Here is a 15958-nt window from a genome sequence, read left to right on the forward strand (position 1 = left end):
ATATTCCGTTATGCAGCCACTTTATTTTGACGTTACTTCCCTTACTCCCCTACTGCCATGTGGCGGTTAGCTTTTGCAAGTAGGCCTTTAGCGCATCCTGAAGATCAGGACGCTGAAGCGCGATCTCAATGGTCGCTTCGATATAGCCCTGCTTGTCGCCAACATCGTAACGCCTGCCAGTAACAGGGCATATAATCATCGGGCTCTGGGCGTTCAAAATACGCAAAGCATCCGTTAGCTGGATTTCTCCGCCACTGCCGGGCTCGCAATTTTCAAGAATGCCGAAAATCTCCGGCGTGATGATATACCTGCCGATCACGGCAAGGTTTGAAGGTGCCACATCGCGGTCTGGCTTTTCTACGAGATCCTCGATATAACGATAGTGTGGATGAATTTGGGATGAAGGCGATATGATGCCGTACTTATTCACATCTTCCCATGACACCTCAGCAACAGCAATAACGGAAGTCTGGGCATGCTCATACAATTCGATCATTTGCTTAAGGAAGGGTGGATCGGATTCGATGATATCGTCACCGAGCAGCACGGCAAACGGTTCATTGCCTATAAATTTACGCGCGCATAACACGGCATGGCCTAGCCCTAAGGGCTGCTTTTGACGAATATAATGGACATCAGCCATGTTGGATACATCCTGCACGATTTTCAACAGCTCGAGATTATTCTTCTCTTCAAGAATCATTTCCAGTTCAACGGATTTATCAAAATGATCCTCAATCGCTCTTTTATTGCGGCCTGTGACGATCATAATATCCTCTATGCCCGCCGCTATTGCTTCCTCCACGATATATTGAATCGCCGGCTTATCCACAATAGGCAGCATTTCCTTAGGCTGGGCTTTGGTTGCCGGTAAAAAACGGGTGCCAAGCCCAGCTGCTGGAATAATCGCTTTACGTATTTTCACAGTTAGGTGCCCTCCTCGCTATCTTTCAGGGAGTCGCGCCCAGCTATGGGTTGTTTAGCTTTAAGCAGCAGCTGTACAACCGAAACGTCGATTTTCTTTGAGCCAATAGGCGAATGAAAAATGATGCCATTGCGCTCGCCATGAAAATCCGAGCCCGCTGTTGCAATAAGCTGGTGCTTATTCGCAATCGCAAGATAATGCACTTCTTGGGCCGGTGTATGGTCGGCGTGATACACTTCAATGCCTGCCAATCCACACTCAACAAGCGGCTCGATCAACTCGTCTTGCCCATACAGCCCAGGATGGGCAAGCACAGGTACACCACCCGCTTCTTTAATCCATCGGATGGCTGTGGACGGTTCAATCCGCGGCGGATTGACATAAGCAGCTCCATCTTTGCCTAAATAGCGGTCAAAGGCTTCAGCAATTGTGGCGACATGGCCTTTACGGAGCAACGCGTCGGCAATATGCGGCCGTCCCAGCGTTTCATCGATTTTTTTGGAAGCTTTTAAGGAAGCCCGAACCTCCTCCATCGTTATGGGTACACCAAGCTCATTCAGCTGCTCCAGCATCATCTCATTACGTTGGTCACGCACACTCCTTAGCTCCGCCAGCCGCTTCAAAAACTGTTCGTTATGATGATCCATCCAATATCCCAGAATATGAATATCCTCACCTTGAGAAACCGTACTAATTTCAACGCCAGGCACAACCAATATACCTAGCTCTTTACCCGCAGTTAAAGCTTCGTCAACGCCCGCGACCGTATCATGGTCTGTGATCGCTATAGCGCCAAGCCCTGCTTCTGTAGCAATCCGCACATTGTCTGTTGGTGTCTGCATCCCGTCTGATGCAAAGGTATGGCTATGTAAATCCGCATATAACATAAAACCCCTCTTTTCCTAACCTTGTCTGTGGACTCAATGGCTTAAATAAGCGAAAGCTACAGCCACTGGCTCAAATCCCTTTCACGTAAAAACGTTAAAAAAGTAACTGCCGATATCGGCAGGATCGTCGAATTTAAATAAATGGCATGAAAGCTGCGTGAAAAACAGATCCCTTCAATTCTTTTAACGACCAGCACCCCCAAAGCCGCTTCATGCTTTAAAGAGGATTGCGATAAAATCGAGATGCCGAGGCCAGCCTCAACCGCTGATTTTACGGCACCTGTACTGCCCAGCTCCATAATAATCTTCATTGCTGAAGGATCATAGCCTGCACTTGCCATCTCTTGCTCCATCACTGTCCGCGTGCCTGAGCCCTGCTCCCTCAACACAAACGGATACTGGAGCACTTCCTGCAGCTTTACAACTGGCTGGGCAGCCAACGGATGGTCTCTCGGAACGATTAACATCAATTCATCGCTCATGACTGCTTCGACATGCACATCAGGATGTGCAACCTCCGCTTCTACAATACCAAAATTAAGCTGGTGGTTCAAAACCTCATCCAGAATTTGGCGCGTATTGATCACTTTCATGCTGACCGAAATATTCGGATATTCTTTACCAAAGGGACCTAATAAACGCGGCAAAATGTATTCGCCCACGGTCATGCTCGCGCCTAGATGAAGCCGGCCCTCCAGCATATGAGTGAACTTGGACATCCCAATGTCCGTTTCCTTTATCAATTCAATGCTCCGCTTGGCAAAGGGCATGAGCGTTCTTCCAGCTTCCGAGAGCTCGATCTTTTTCGTCGAGCGATGAAACAGCTTGGTGCCAAAATAATCCTCTAACGACTGCACCTGCATCGTTACAGCCGGCTGCGTCATGTGCAAAGCCTGTGCTGCGTAGGAGAAGCTCCCTTTTTCGGCAACCGTATAAAAAATATGAAGCTGATGAAAATTAAGTGCCATAATCCCTATACCTCCACCATGCTTTTGTAGACCTATTATAGCAAATAAAAAAAGAGCATGCCGCATCATCGCGGAATACTCAGCCTTATATTTCAATTATCGACGTTTTCGGCTGTTTTTGATCAAGGTCATTCTACGGGAGTGGCGCAACCAGGAGTAATAAGATTTCAAATCCCTAAGCTCTATCGTTTCCGACATTCTGCCCAGAAAGGTAACAATTACCATGCGGTATAGCTTCTGCTTAGAGGTACCTTCGCTTTCCATTTCAGTAAATTCTGCAATCATAACCAAATCATCATCCACCAAATAAGCGTCTTCCCCATTTTTATAATAAGATTTAACAGTGCCTGCTTTCATTCGATTCCACAGAAAGTCACATATATCCTCAAACCCTGTTTTTTGATGCTCAACGCGATCTACCCAGCGAACTTGGGCATGATTCGTGATAACGATATCCGCGATGCTCTTATTACCCAGAGGAACAAAAAATGGCTCATAGCTGCTAGATCGTTCTATCGTTCTATCTCTCATACACAACCCTCCGCTTAAGCAAAATCAGTTCTTAACACCTATGTACAAGGATGATACCTTTTATATTACCTTATTTGAAAACGGTTGCCAAATTAATTATTCTTAATGTAGAAATGTAAAACTTGATACTTCATAAGGTATCCGTTATCCGTGCAAAAAAAGCCCCTAAACTCAGGGCTTCCTTATTATATGATTTCTATTACATGTAAATTGCCGGTTTATAACGTAGACCTAATCGCTTATGTCGTATAAAAGCTTGATTTATCAGCCGCATTATTGCTGTACTCTGTTGTAATTTCATTTCGGTAGGAACGCTCCACCTTTTTGACAAAAGCGAGCTTTTGTAGCTGCTTGGTTGTTTCTTCCAGCTTACTGGCATGCACGTACATCGCTGCATAATGCAGCCTTTTGGAAATAAAATGGACGCTGCCATAACGCTCCAGATGCTTATTAGCGGCCTTTAGATCCGTTACCCAAACTATAAGGCCACTTCGTTCGGTAAACATAGGCATACCTTCTTTCTATATAAAGTTAGCTACAACCGCCGCTACAGCTTCCGCCTGTAGAACAGCTGCCTGTAGAGCAACTGCCTCCGCCAGCAAGCGGGTCATTACTTGGAACCTTGATCGTATCTGATACACTATGTGCAATCGTTTGCGATATGGAGAATAACAAATCATCAAGCTTTTGCTCGGCAAGCTTAAACCTTCTGACGGATTCCAGATTGTCCAACTGCTCTTGAATGGATTGAACCTGCCCTAGCGCCGCATGGTAATCTGGATGAAAATGCCCAAATCGCTGGCATTCCTCGAATAGCTCCTTTTTCTTGTCAAACTGGCGTACCAATCCACTAACCTCAACATCCTGGTCGATCTGTTGCTTCCAATATAAGAAATCCGCTGTCTCTGCGGAGCTTTTAATCATATCCCCCAAATCGTAAGCCTGCATAAGAATTGCAGACATATCCAAGGTTTGCGCTTCTGTTACTGCCACGATAGCACCTGCCTTTTTTTGAATTTATGAATTTGTGTTACCACTACTATCATACCATATATATAAACCGTATGCAGATCAATATTTCTCGTAAAGGCCTGGCAGTATAATTCTCATCTCCTGCCATTCTTCCGGGAGCAGGCATATCTCCTGATACTGTGGCTCCTCTAATCCGATTAAGCTCCATATCCCCCTCGTTTCCGATATTTTTCTTGGAGCGACTGTTCGATCTATTCCATAACTACGAATTTGGATGCATGTGCTCCAGCCCATCGCGGTTTCAATGATTTCTTTACGCGTCGTCGGATGATAGATCCGGTATTCTTTAAACCAAGCAGTGGGTACATGGTTGATATTAGGATAAATATCCTCAATAACAGGCAACTGCTGATCCATTTCGAAATGCAAAAACGGCTGCCTTGCATATATAAAACCCTGGACCTGCGGCTTATGGACTTTTGGTTCAAGCACTTTTTGCCTATGAACTTTTATGAACTCCAGCATTTTCGTGGTGTCTATGACAAGAGACTGCGGTTGCTCCTTAGGGGAGTTTTCGGAACCATCCTTAATCACAAGCTTGCCCGGTATCCAGCCTGCCTTATCCAATATTTTAGTTAAGGTTGGCAATCGCTCAGCACGGACTAGCCATGCTTGTACCCCCACTGGTTCAATCAGGCACTCAGCCGCATCTGGAAGCTTGCCAATCGATGCTGCTATCGTTTCATCCTCACAGCGCAGCAAGATCACCTTTTCAATTTGCACCTTTCCAAACGGCTTTGCCCATTGCTCTAAGGTTAGCTTCACATTATCAGGAATTCCGTACAGGGCATGCCGTTCAAGAAAAGCGATCATATCATCAATTCCCCGCCCGCTCTCCATTCCTCGTGTTAAGCTTGCTCTGCTTAAGATATACATGGACATACAATCCGAATAGCGATGGTCAGCCATAGCTGCCAGCTCCCAGCGGATTGCAGGCGGTGTTGTGGGTGGAACCAGCACCTCAAAGTCAGGCTGCACATAGAAGTTGCCCCCACAGCCCTCGCTCGCAGGCAACCCCACCTCAAGCCTGCTCTCAATCTCTTGCTCCTTGCTCTCCTCCAGCCCCACTTCCCACATGTTTAGCAAGGAATCAGTGGCTAAAGGGTAGGCGCGCCAACGGTATCTGGACATAAGGCTACCCTTTTCATTGGAGCTGCCCCTGTCCAGCCAACCAAAAGCAAGCAAAGGCAGCAGCCATTGTTCCTCCAACTGTTTAATCCTTGCTGCATCACCGGCATCCGATTCCTGATTAATTAATCCGTTTAAACGCAACCATTCCATAATCCCTTCAGGACATATCCAGCTATTCCCTGGCTGGCGCTCCAGCAATAAAATCGCATGCTGCAGCCAGCACTCCGCTGGAAATACAACCTGCTTCCAGAGCGAATACAGGCACTTATTCTGCTCCGCCTCGCTCATAAGGAGCCAGCCCTTTGCTGCATCCTGCTGTAGCACAAGTTCCTCTGCTCCCAGCTCCACGATTTGCAGCCGAGCCAGCACATCCAATACAATCGCCAGAGATGTCGGGTACTCCTTGGTATAGGCGTAGACAATGCGAATGGCCGAAAGCCGTTCATCGGAGATTTGAAGCAGCTCAACCCACTTTTGCAGCTGCCGTTTGTGCAGAGCTCCATTTTTGCCCAGCTTTAGTTGTTGCTGGCTTATATAGACCATTGATTGAAAAATGGCTTCACCAAGTCCTATCCCACCTTCCTCAATAAACTCGATCGTCTGGACTGCTTTAGCAGTAGGACCAGCATGACCAACTTGACCAACCTTATCAGCCTCATCAGCTCCACTGTGAATAACCTTTATACGGCTATCATCTGCCCATAGGATTCGTTGCCAGAGCGCCATGCTGTCGTGCGCCATGACATAGACCCGCTCGCCCCAGGATTTACGAAAAGTAAATAGGAGCCCTTTTGCTAGCAGCATCAAAAATCCTACCTTAGCTTCAGCTCCAGACATCGAGGCAGCCGTGCAGCTTTGCAGCTTTGCCCAATCGAACGGCTCACAGCCAATATTGGCGACAATCGCTAGCAGGATATTACGTTCCCTAACGGACAGCTCGTTATATAGAGTCGCCATGACAGCAGGCTCGCTACCAATCTGCTCCAAACGAAACCCTTGCTTGACCCATGTCGCATAGATCGGCTCTGCTTCAATTTTCTCTCTCAGCCCCTGCTGCATTCGACCTAAATAATAAGCTATATTCATCCTATCTCGACTCCTCAAGAGCAGGCTGCCATTGCTGAATCTGGTAGCGGTAGCCCTGCTCGACTAAAAATAACTGGCGGTTTAAGGCAAAATCCTGCTCTTTTGTATCATCCGACACAATCGAGTAAAAGAAGGCTTCATTAGCATGCTCTTTAGGCCGTAAAATGCGTCCGAGCCGTTGTGCCTCCTCCTGACGGGAACCATAGCTGCCCGAAATTTGGATGGCCAATGCAGCATCCGGAAGATCTACAGCAAAATTAGCGACTTTTGAAACGACAAGCACACGTACAACTCCTGCACGAAATTGACGGTAAAGCACTTCACGCTCCTCTTGCGGCATCGCGCCATAAATGAATGGTGCCTGAATGTCCGCAGCAATCTGTTTAAGCTGGTCAATATATTGTCCAATAATAAGTGTAGGCTCGGTGGGATGCTTTAGCAGCAGCTCTTTCACAACCCCTAATTTGGCAGCACTCGTACTGGCAATTCGCATTTTTTGCCGCGCACCTGCCGCACGGTAGCTTTCCTGCTCCTGCTCCAGCAGGCCTATCCGGATTTCGGTACAAACGACCGAAGCAATCCAGCCTTTACCCTCCAGCTCCTTCCAAGGCAACTCATAGCGTTTGGGACCAACCAGCGAGAAAACATCCTCCTCTCTGCCGTCTTCACGAATAAGCGTTGCCGTCAGGCCGAGCCTGCGGGTTGCTTGAATATCAGCGGTGACTCGAAAAACTGGCGCCGGGAGCAAATGCACTTCATCGTAAATAATCAACCCCCAGTCCCTTTTATTGAACAGATCCATATGAACAAATAAGTCCTCCTTTGATTTGCGGTACGTTAATATTTGATAAGTTGCGATCGTGACCGGCCGCACTTCTTTACGTAGCCCGCTGTACTCGCCGACCATTTCGTCGGTTAAATCCGTTTTCGCAAGAATTTCGCGCTTCCATTGCTTAACTGAAGTGCTATTCGTCGTCAAAATTAAAGTAGCACAATTCAGCTTCTCCATCGCGGCAATCCCGATAAACGTTTTCCCCGCACCACAGGGCAGCACTAAGACACCGCTTCCCCCTTGCCTACTGCCCTCAAGGTAAAAGGAATCGACAGCGGTTTGCTGGTAATCCCGCAGCCCCACCGCCTCTCCGGCTTCATTTTCCTGCTTGAGGTGGACCCTTAGCTCCTCGCCGCGTGAATAACCTGCCAAGTCCTCCACCGGATAGCCCAGCTTGGTCAACGCTTGCTTGACCACACCGCGAAAATTCGAGGAAAAGCGTAATGTCTGTGCATCCAGCTGGCATAAGCCGTAAGAACGGAGTGACTTGTACGATACCATTTCTTTAATCACATCAATATCATCGGAAATGAGTAATAAATCCTCACCCATTTTTTCGATCCTGACCAATCCATAACGCTCAACAAATTTCTGGATGCCTTGCTTAATTTTTGTCGGAACGCCATACTTCGCATATTTTTCCAAAAAAGCAACGATTTCCGCCGTCTTCATGCCTGCGGCAGCCGCATTCCACAACGATAACGCCGACATTCGATAGGTATGAATGTGCTCTGGCGTTTTGACAAGATCGGCAAATTGTCCCAAGCCCGCACGTACGAGGTCAAACTCCTTATGAAGTACCTCCAATAACACAGTAAAATCACTTTGCACAACCAACGGACGGTTTGCGGTTTTTTCCACGTTATTTCCTCCTGCCCAAGAGCCTATACCCTGTAGTATGAAAAAAAAGGGAGCAACTTAAACATCTTGCTCTTTACAATCGATTTACCCAGGCTCTACAATGAGGAACGGAAATAATTTGAAACTTTGAAACGTTGAGGTGCTAAATGAACAACTTTAAGAGGATACTTGCTGGTTTGCTTATGGTCGTATTGCTGGCAGGTTGCCAGTTGCAAGCTACACCCGCCTCCTCAGCAACTGGCAGGGACCAAGTAAAAGTAACGAGAATAGTTGATGGTGACACGTTGGAAATTCTGTTGAATGGAAAAAAAGAAAAGCTCCGGTTAATTGGTGTGGATACACCTGAAACCAAAAAAGCCAATACCCCCGTCATGTTCTATGGGGAGGAGGCTGCGCAGTATACAAAAAAGCGACTTGACCAAAAGATGATAGAGCTGGAGTGGGATGTGGACCGCAAGGATCAATACGACCGGCTGTTGGCTTATGTCTGGATTGAAGGCGAGTTATTCAATCGGGCTTTAATTAGAGAGGGATATGCGCGATTGGCTACCTTTCCGCCCAATGTGAGGTATGTCGATAAGTTCAAGTTGGACCAAGAGGATGCCCGCAAAAAGCAAAAGGGGCTTTGGAAGGACTATGATGCGGCATTTGAAAAACGTAAATAAACGATAAAAAGAGGTGATCGTGCAGGTTTTATCCTGTCGACCACCTTTTTATTTAATAGTGTTGAATTAATGTGTACCTTTAACGTCCATTTGCAGCTCTCTGGTTTCCTTTTTCAAGGTTGAACCTTTAATGCGCTCCTGGAGCTTCTCGTAGTACAAATCTTCGTTGATAGGAAGATCAACCCAGTTATCTGTCCATGAGGATAAGTGCATCGCATTAGAAAGTGTTAATCCTTTAATGCCTTCTTCTCCTGGTGCTAACAGTGCTGTACCTTTAAGGATATGGTCAACAAAGTTTTGTGTAATGCCTTTATGCTGAGGACCTGGAGCTCCGATAACCGGAACTTCACATTTCCAGCATTCCGGAGAACCAAAACCACCTTTAAATTCGCGGTTAAATTCAGGCTCCGATTGACGCAAACGCCAGAACGTCAACTTGTCATCTTCAATAACGATTTTGCCGTTATCTCCGCTAACTTCATATCGATTCGTTCCTGGAGCTTCGCCTGTTGTTGTAACGAACAGTCCCGTTGCACCATTCTCATACTCAACATACGCGGTTACATCATCTTCAACCTCAATGTTGCGGTACTTACCAAAGCCACAAAACGCTCTAACGCGCTTAGGCATCATGTCTACAGTCCACTGCCATAGGTCAAGCTGATGTGGATCCTGGTTAATCAGCACGCCGCCGCCTTCACCAGCCCATGTTGCACGCCAGCCCCCGGAATCATAATAGCTTTGGGAACGATACCAATTCGTAATAATCCAATTGGTACGGCGGATTTCTCCCAGCTCACCTGAAGTAATCAAATCTCTTAGCTTCTGGTAAAGCGGGTTGGTTCTTTGGTTGAACATAATACCGAAAGCTTTATCGGATTTAGCCGCTGCTTCGTTCATTTCACGAACCTGCTTTGTGTATACACCAGCCGGTTTTTCGACCAAGGTATGGTAGCCATGTGAAAGAGCTTGAATAGCGGATGTTGGATGATCATAGTGAGGTGTTGCCACGATTACAGCATCAAAAGCTTTAGATGCGTAAAACGCCTCCAAATTGTCAAACAATTGAATATTGTGATGACCGTGATTGGTTCTTACCCATTCGAGTCGGGTTGGGTCTGTATCCACAATGGCTGTCAACTCGGCGCCAGTTACTTGATTGCTCGTTAAATAATCAGTATGGCTTTTACCCATGTTGCCTACACCGATTATTCCGATGCGTACTTTATCCATTCGTATTTCCCTGCCTCTCCTAAATAAATGATTAGTAATTGTAAGCATTTTCTTGGACACGTTTATTATACATTGCACACGTTAACATTACAACAAAAAAATACGTTCTTCCCGATAGTATCGAGAGAACGCATCCTTAGGACATCCATGAATTGTTAGGCTACTGGCTTAGCTCTTCACTTTATCTTTCTCGGAAATTCGGCTTAACGCTTCGCCTGCCTCATCCTCGAATTTTTGCCGCACAGCTAGGTCTCCGATCGACACAATGCCCACTAATTGGCCATTGTCTTCAACCGGCAGCCGCCTGATTTGCTGCTTAGCCATAAGCTTTGCCGCTTCATCAACCGTCGTTTCCAGCGTAGCGCTCGTAATCTGATTGCTGCTCATCACTTCTTTGACCGCTGTGGAGCCTTCTTTCTTCTCCGCCAAGCCACGGATGACAAGGTCACGGTCCGTAATCACACCAATCAGCTTGGAGCCATCAACAACAGGAATAAAGCCGGTGTCCTCCTGCTTCATTTTTACCGCTACCTCATAAATATTATCCTTAAGAGTAACCGTCGCGAAATTTTTCGTCATAATTTCTTTTATTTTTTGGTTTCCCATGGAAGAGGCCTCCTTATAATAGGTCTGGCGAAAGCAGAAACCGGTAGCTACCCATGCTCTGCTTCCGTCATGCATATAGAATTCCCCGGATTGCTCCTTATCATGCGGTTCAGCATTAACTATTTTGGCAATCGGTGACCATCGCAATAAACAATCGTGCAGCGTCCCTCATGGAGGTCTCATCGATATCAAACTTTGGATGGTGGTGGGGATAAATAATGCCCTGCTCAGCATTCCCCGCACCTACAAACATAAAGCACCCTTTGCGGTCATGGAGGTAATAAGCAAAATCTTCGCCAGCCATAATTAACGGCGCCTGCTGTACAGGCACCACCTTCGACCCAGCGTGCAGAAACCGGTCAAACTCTGATTCATTATTGACGACCGGCGGATACCCCCTTTTGTATTCAAACGTGTAATCAGCCCCATACATTTCGCAGGTTTGTCTTACAATGTTTTCCATCAGGTGCTCCACTTTCAGCCGTAGGGCAGCGTCATAGGTTCGAACGGTACCGTTTAATGCAGCCGTTTCCGCAATGACATTAAAGCTGTTTCCGCTATGGAAGGAGCCTACCGAAACGACACAAGGCTCGACAGGATCTACACTACGGCTAACGATCGTTTGTAAATTAATCACAATTTGTGAAGCGATAACGACACTGTCGATTGTCTGGTGCGGCAGCCCGCCATGGCCGCCTTTACCCTTCACCACTATAATAAATTCATCGGCAGCAGCCATCATCGCCCCTGGCTTTGAATAAGCCGAACCTACAGGAAATGGTGTCCACAGGTGAATACCATACACATAATCGACTCCATCTAAGGCGCCATCCTGGATCATACTAACAGCACCGCCGGGGCTTTGCTCTTCAGCATGCTGAAATATAAAAACTACATCGCCCTCTGGTTGCTCCGTATGCTCAGCCATTACCTTGGCTACACCCAGCAGGGTTGCCGTGTGGGCATCATGCCCACAGGCATGCATAATTCCTTTTATAGTTGAAGCATATTCGCAGGTTTTCTCATCTTGAATAGGCAGTGCATCCATATCTGCTCGCAATGCAACGGTTGGGCCATTGCCCTTTCCTTTTAAACGAGCCACAATACCATTGCCTCCAACTTGGGTTCGAACTTCGAGCCCCCATTGCTGTAAATGCTTGGCTACAAATGCGGCTGTCTCGTACTCGTAGTAAGACAATTCCGGATGCTGATGTAAATAGCGGCGCCAGCTGACCATCTGTGGTACTTGTAGGTCGATCGCTTGCAACAATGATTCCATAAATTATACCTCCAGAGTGATCAGAATATCGTCGATATGACCATTTTAACAAATAAGTGGGCAGCTTTCATCTATGTGTCACAAGAATTTCAAAATTTATGTCTGCTGTTTACGCGACTCGAAGCAATAAGCTTGCACAAGTTTGGGAAACATACTATCATGAATAAAGAATTATAGATGCAGTTTTCTATGAAAAAATTGTTTAGCTTAATGCTTACGCAGTGCATTTTCCAAGAAAACTCTAAGGAGGGGCTTTAATTATGATTATTGAAAAAAATGATTTAATAGGATTAAAAAGTGATTTGGCTCATCTTGATGAAGTATCCACCAAGCTAGGCTTCGTCCGTTGGCAATGGGAGTATACTCGAGCAACCTACGATTTGAAATTGGAAGAAAAATCTACAGGCAGTGAATATTTTCTAAGAGTGAATACACGTACTGAATCCGGTAGGCTGGAGTCCCCGTATGCTATTCTTTACATAGAGCATATTTATATCGGGAGAGCTACTTTTCCTCATGGACTCGATTACGAATCACCTGTTCCCGCTTCGATTATGAAAATTGCTACCCAAAAGCTAGAGCAACTAAAAACCGAATTGTCCGCTTAATGCAAAGGTCCTTATGACTTCTCCGCGAAGAGGATCACCGGATTTTTTGTTGCTTTTTCTGGCCTTTAGCCTTGTTTGCTTTGGATTAGCCATGGTCTTTAGTGCGAGCATGGCTTATACCAGCACAGACGAAGTTACAAAGGTGGTTTTTAATGATCCTTCTTATTTAGCTATCCGTCAAGCCGCCGCCATTGCTTTGGGAACAGCTGCGATGTTTTTTTTCATGAATATTGATTATAAAATTTTAAAAAAGTGGATTGGACCGGGTTTTATTTTGGTTGTAATCATGTTGTTACTGGTTCCCATATTTGGCACAAAGATCAATGGAGCCAGGAGCTGGTTTAGGATTGCCGGCTTTAGTCTTCAACCCGCTGAATTCGCCAAAATCGGGGTTATTCTTTACTTAGCTGCACTCATCAGTAAAAAACAGGAGAAATTTCGCAGCTTTAAAAAAGGGCTGCTTCCCGCCTTGATGATTGTCGTGTTTATTTCTGCCTTAATTCTGTTACAGCCCGATTTGGGCTCGACCTTAATTTTGGGGCTTTGCTCCATGATCGTTATTATTGCCGGCGGTGCTAACCTTAAGCATATCTTTGCCTTAGGCATAGTCGGATCCGTATTCATGTCCATAGCCGTTTCTATCTACTTAGTAATAACCGATGGTAACAGTTACAGAATTGATAGATTTACTTCTTTTTTGGATCCTCAAGCTGATCCTTTGGACACCGGCTATCATCTTATGCAATCGTTTTACGCTTTTGGCCACGGCGGCATTACAGGTGCAGGCTTTGGGCAAGGTATCCAAAAGCTGCATTACTTGCCGGAGGCGCATACTGATTTTATTTTTGCAATCATTGGTGAAGAACTCGGGTTTATAGGAAGTTCTTTATTCATTCTTGTTTACTTGGCTTTTATTTGGCGGGGTCTGCTTATTGCCATTCGCTGTAAGGAATTGTTTGGCACATTGGCAGGCGTAGGGATTATCGGCGTGATTGGAATCCAAGCCCTTGTTAATTTAGGTGGTGTTACAGGCAGTATCCCCTTAACAGGAGTTACTTTGCCCTTAATAAGCTACGGTGGCTCCTCCATGCTGGTAACGCTTATTGGTCTTGGCATTCTGCTTAGTATTTCGCGAGAATACAATAAACCGGAAAAGTCCGAAAAGGACATAAAAAGGAGAGCCTAGCGAAGTGCTGGCTCTCCTTTTTATTTGGCTTCTATGCCGTTCAATTCCGTCATTAGCAAGCTACTTTACCCGATGTGGATGTACTTCTTCAAGCTGAAGAACCTCTTCTTCCCGCTCGTGGAAAGCAACGCCCTCAACCTTGACATTGACTTCGACAACGGACAGTCCGGTCATATTTTCCACGGCATCGCGAACGTTTTGTTGCAGATCGCTGCATACCTCTTGAATTTTAGATCCATAAAGCACAATCACACGTAAATCAATCGCTGCTTCCAACTGACCCACTTCGACAGAAACGCCTCTTTGCACGTTTTTACCACTGAGCCGTTTAGCTAGCCCTTCAGATATGCCTCCCGACATGGCAGAAATCCCGGGTGTCTCCAACGCAGCTAAACCTGCTATTGTTGAAACAACATCATCTGAAATGCGAATAAGGCCTGCTTGAATTTCTTCGGACATGTGGATCACTCCTTAGTGGGGTTATAGCTATATTGTAATGACTTCCAGCATGGAAAGCAAACTTATTGGGACAGGATTCAGCTTATTTCGCCTAATTGTTCCTCTTGGTTATTGTTCTGTTTTACCCTATAACAATTTGGGGTATATTAGATTAAGTTTTATCGTAGTTTTATCGTAAAAATTAGTTGTACATAAGGGGGAAGCCGTTTGAAACGCCATCTGTTTAGCATTGGTTTAATCACCAGTTTTGTTCTGAGTGCGGTCGCCCACTATTCAGGAATCTTCAATTCAACACTGCAGCTGATCCTCTCCTGCATCGCTATCATTTATGTAGCAGGATTTTTAGGGAAAGCCACAGAAAGTGTGGCTCATTACGCAGGACAACGCTTAGGAGGGTTTTTGAATGCAACCTTCGGCAATGCTGCCGAGCTAATCATCGCGTTCTTTCTTGTCAAGGAAGCCAAGTTCGAGATTGTTAAAGCAAGTATCACTGGCTCGATCATTGGCAACCTGCTGCTAGTTCTAGGTCTTAGCTTGCTGGTTGGGGGATTAAAATATAAGGAGCAGAGCTTCAATGTTAAGCTAGCCAGCCATAATGGCTCCTTAATGCTGCTTGCTGTTATTGCCCTCTTTATTCCAGCCGCCTTTGCTAGCACCTTGACTCCTCAAGATACCTCCACTTTAAGTATTGTGGTAGCAGTGATTTTGGTTGTCTCCTACTTGCTCTGGTTGTTTTTCTCCATGGTCACCCATAAGGATATTTTGACCGATGAAGCTATCGAGCATGGCGAACCTGCCTGGTCCAAAAAGCTGTCTATTTTTTTCCTCGTTCTAGCCACTGCTATGGTTGCTGTACAAAGTGAGTGGTTAGTCGGTACCTTGGAAGTGTTCACTCACCAATATGGTCTATCCGAATTGTTTGTCGGTGCTTTCGTTATTGCGATTATCGGTAATGCAGCCGAGCATAGTGCAGCGATCATGCTCGCACGCAAAAACAAAATAGGTGCGGCTGTAGAAATCGCGGTTGGCAGCTCCTTGCAAATTGCCTTGTTTGTTGCTCCTGTGCTTGTTTTAATTTCCTTAATGTTTGGTAAAACGATGGACATTGTATTTACAACCTTCGAGCTTGTAGCGATTGGTGTAGCCGCGATCATCGCCAAATCGATTTCACAGGATGGATCCACCAACTGGTACGAAGGTGTGCTACTATTGGTTGTCTATTGCATACTTGGCATCGCGTTTTTCCTAGTGTAACCCTTCTCTATTCTTTACCATTACAAAACAAAAAAAAAGAGTAACCTTCTACATATGGAAGGTTACTCATTTTTGATTTAGAGCTTCATATAGCGAGGCTAAATTTCTTTCTAATTTAACCAAAATTTGCTTTCCTGCCACATCGGAGATCAGCTCCGCACGAATAGCAAAGTCAATTTCTCTGGATAAGCCATACATTTGGGTATCTAACACCTCTTCATACAGAGGGCATTTGCGCGTAGTCAAATTTTCCATCTGGACTTCGATGAGCTTTTCAATTTTATCAGCATCCTCTTGAAGAAGAAGAATGGCTTTTTGTGATAGGCTGAGTAACAAATTGGATGATGACATCAAGCTTCCCCCCTGAACGAACTTTCATAGCTTAATATTAGTCGAAAATGACCCAATACACAAG

Annotated in this window: 17 protein-coding genes; 4 read left to right on the forward strand and 13 right to left on the reverse strand. The window is 45.7% G+C overall.

The features are described from left to right. Positions 1 to 49: 49 nt before the first annotated feature. The 8 genes from galU to G9U52_RS01345 form a co-directional block, all read right to left on the reverse strand. Entirely contained in the window at positions 50 to 925 is an 876-nt protein-coding gene (gene galU, locus G9U52_RS01310; protein ID WP_166145015.1) for a UTP--glucose-1-phosphate uridylyltransferase GalU, read from the reverse strand. Between the two features lie 2 nt (positions 926 to 927). After that, complete coding sequence (locus tag G9U52_RS01315) at positions 928 to 1812, reverse strand: PHP domain-containing protein (RefSeq protein WP_166145018.1); 885 nt, start codon at positions 1810 to 1812, stop codon at positions 928 to 930. A 56-nt stretch (positions 1813 to 1868) separates the two neighbouring features. Then, a complete protein-coding gene (locus tag G9U52_RS01320) occupies positions 1869 to 2780 on the reverse strand; it encodes a selenium metabolism-associated LysR family transcriptional regulator (RefSeq protein ID WP_166145021.1) in 912 nt (303 codons plus the stop codon). Positions 2781 to 2876: 96 nt separating this feature from the next. Next, the gene (locus G9U52_RS01325; protein WP_166145024.1) at positions 2877 to 3311 is read right to left on the reverse strand and encodes a hypothetical protein; all 435 of its coding nucleotides are present in this window, start codon (positions 3309 to 3311) and stop codon (positions 2877 to 2879) included. Positions 3312 to 3550: 239 nt separating this feature from the next. After that, a complete protein-coding gene (locus G9U52_RS01330; protein WP_166145026.1) occupies positions 3551 to 3817 on the reverse strand; it encodes a YlbG family protein in 267 nt (88 codons plus the stop codon). A gap of 25 nt (positions 3818 to 3842) precedes the next feature. After that, positions 3843 to 4304: a YlbF/YmcA family competence regulator gene (locus G9U52_RS01335; protein WP_166145029.1), complete on the reverse strand. Its 462-nt coding sequence runs from the start codon at positions 4302 to 4304 to the stop codon at positions 3843 to 3845. 78 nt (positions 4305 to 4382) lie between these two features. Then, complete coding sequence (locus G9U52_RS01340; protein WP_166145032.1) at positions 4383 to 6560, reverse strand: helicase-associated domain-containing protein; 2178 nt, start codon at positions 6558 to 6560, stop codon at positions 4383 to 4385. Between the two features lies 1 nt (position 6561). Continuing rightward, complete coding sequence (locus G9U52_RS01345) at positions 6562 to 8253, reverse strand: DNA repair helicase XPB (protein ID WP_166145035.1); 1692 nt, start codon at positions 8251 to 8253, stop codon at positions 6562 to 6564. A 146-nt stretch (positions 8254 to 8399) separates the two neighbouring features. Between G9U52_RS01345 and G9U52_RS01350 the strand changes: the two genes are divergently transcribed. Next, complete coding sequence (locus tag G9U52_RS01350; RefSeq protein ID WP_166145038.1) at positions 8400 to 8918, forward strand: thermonuclease family protein; 519 nt, start codon at positions 8400 to 8402, stop codon at positions 8916 to 8918. Between the two features lie 66 nt (positions 8919 to 8984). On the opposite strand, the gene G9U52_RS01355 is transcribed toward G9U52_RS01350, so the two are convergent. From G9U52_RS01355 to G9U52_RS01365, 3 genes are all read right to left on the reverse strand, one after another. After that, the gene (locus G9U52_RS01355) at positions 8985 to 10151 is read right to left on the reverse strand and encodes a Gfo/Idh/MocA family protein (protein ID WP_166145041.1); all 1167 of its coding nucleotides are present in this window, start codon (positions 10149 to 10151) and stop codon (positions 8985 to 8987) included. 168 nt (positions 10152 to 10319) lie between these two features. Next, positions 10320 to 10757 (reverse strand): CBS domain-containing protein, encoded by a 438-nt coding sequence (locus tag G9U52_RS01360; RefSeq protein WP_166145044.1) that lies wholly within the window; start codon positions 10755 to 10757, stop codon positions 10320 to 10322. Between the two features lie 115 nt (positions 10758 to 10872). Next, entirely contained in the window at positions 10873 to 12036 is a 1164-nt protein-coding gene (locus tag G9U52_RS01365; protein ID WP_166145047.1) for an amidohydrolase, read from the reverse strand. A 260-nt stretch (positions 12037 to 12296) separates the two neighbouring features. Here G9U52_RS01365 and G9U52_RS01370 point away from each other — a divergent pair, with 260 nt between their 5' ends. After that, positions 12297 to 12644: a YugN family protein gene (locus G9U52_RS01370; protein ID WP_166145050.1), complete on the forward strand. Its 348-nt coding sequence runs from the start codon at positions 12297 to 12299 to the stop codon at positions 12642 to 12644. Between the two features lie 13 nt (positions 12645 to 12657). Then, positions 12658 to 13830 (forward strand): putative lipid II flippase FtsW, encoded by a 1173-nt coding sequence (ftsW, locus tag G9U52_RS01375; protein WP_166145053.1) that lies wholly within the window; start codon positions 12658 to 12660, stop codon positions 13828 to 13830. Between the two features lie 60 nt (positions 13831 to 13890). On the opposite strand, the gene G9U52_RS01380 is transcribed toward ftsW, so the two are convergent. After that, positions 13891 to 14289: an Asp23/Gls24 family envelope stress response protein gene (locus G9U52_RS01380; protein WP_166145056.1), complete on the reverse strand. Its 399-nt coding sequence runs from the start codon at positions 14287 to 14289 to the stop codon at positions 13891 to 13893. Positions 14290 to 14496: 207 nt separating this feature from the next. On the opposite strand from G9U52_RS01380, the gene cax reads away from it, so the two are divergent. After that, positions 14497 to 15543, forward strand: a complete 1047-nt coding sequence (gene cax / locus G9U52_RS01385; protein WP_166145058.1) for a calcium/proton exchanger — start codon at positions 14497 to 14499, stop codon at positions 15541 to 15543. A gap of 66 nt (positions 15544 to 15609) precedes the next feature. Here the strand turns inward: cax and G9U52_RS01390 are convergent, their stop codons facing one another. Beyond that, entirely contained in the window at positions 15610 to 15894 is a 285-nt protein-coding gene (locus G9U52_RS01390) for an Fpa/YlaN family protein (protein ID WP_166145061.1), read from the reverse strand. Between the last annotated feature and the right edge of the window lie 64 nt (positions 15895 to 15958).

The sequence above is a fragment of the Paenibacillus agricola genome, assembly GCF_011440305.1.
GTDB classification, from domain to species: domain Bacteria; phylum Bacillota; class Bacilli; order Paenibacillales; family NBRC-103111; genus Paenibacillus_S; species Paenibacillus_S agricola.

Bases quoted from the DNA above. Each gene is read 5' to 3' on its own strand.
- G9U52_RS01325 (WP_166145024.1), bottom strand. From the start codon at position 3,311: ATGAGAGATAGAACGATAGAACGATCTAGCAGCTATGAGCCATTTTTT.
- G9U52_RS01340 (WP_166145032.1), bottom strand. From the start codon at position 6,560: ATGAATATAGCTTATTATTTAGGTCGAATGCAGCAGGGGCTGAGAGAG.
- G9U52_RS01365 (WP_166145047.1), bottom strand. From the start codon at position 12,036: ATGGAATCATTGTTGCAAGCGATCGACCTACAAGTACCACAGATGGTC.
- G9U52_RS01315 (WP_166145018.1), bottom strand. From the start codon at position 1,812: ATGTTATATGCGGATTTACATAGCCATACCTTTGCATCAGACGGGATG.
- G9U52_RS01330 (WP_166145026.1), bottom strand. From the start codon at position 3,817: ATGTTTACCGAACGAAGTGGCCTTATAGTTTGGGTAACGGATCTAAAG.
- G9U52_RS01320 (WP_166145021.1), bottom strand. From the start codon at position 2,780: ATGGCACTTAATTTTCATCAGCTTCATATTTTTTATACGGTTGCCGAA.
- G9U52_RS01390 (WP_166145061.1), bottom strand. From the start codon at position 15,894: ATGTCATCATCCAATTTGTTACTCAGCCTATCACAAAAAGCCATTCTT.
- ftsW (WP_166145053.1), top strand. From the start codon at position 12,658: ATGACTTCTCCGCGAAGAGGATCACCGGATTTTTTGTTGCTTTTTCTG.
- G9U52_RS01360 (WP_166145044.1), bottom strand. From the start codon at position 10,757: ATGGGAAACCAAAAAATAAAAGAAATTATGACGAAAAATTTCGCGACG.
- G9U52_RS01370 (WP_166145050.1), top strand. From the start codon at position 12,297: ATGATTATTGAAAAAAATGATTTAATAGGATTAAAAAGTGATTTGGCT.
- G9U52_RS01355 (WP_166145041.1), bottom strand. From the start codon at position 10,151: ATGGATAAAGTACGCATCGGAATAATCGGTGTAGGCAACATGGGTAAA.
- G9U52_RS01380 (WP_166145056.1), bottom strand. From the start codon at position 14,289: ATGTCCGAAGAAATTCAAGCAGGCCTTATTCGCATTTCAGATGATGTT.
- G9U52_RS01350 (WP_166145038.1), top strand. From the start codon at position 8,400: ATGAACAACTTTAAGAGGATACTTGCTGGTTTGCTTATGGTCGTATTG.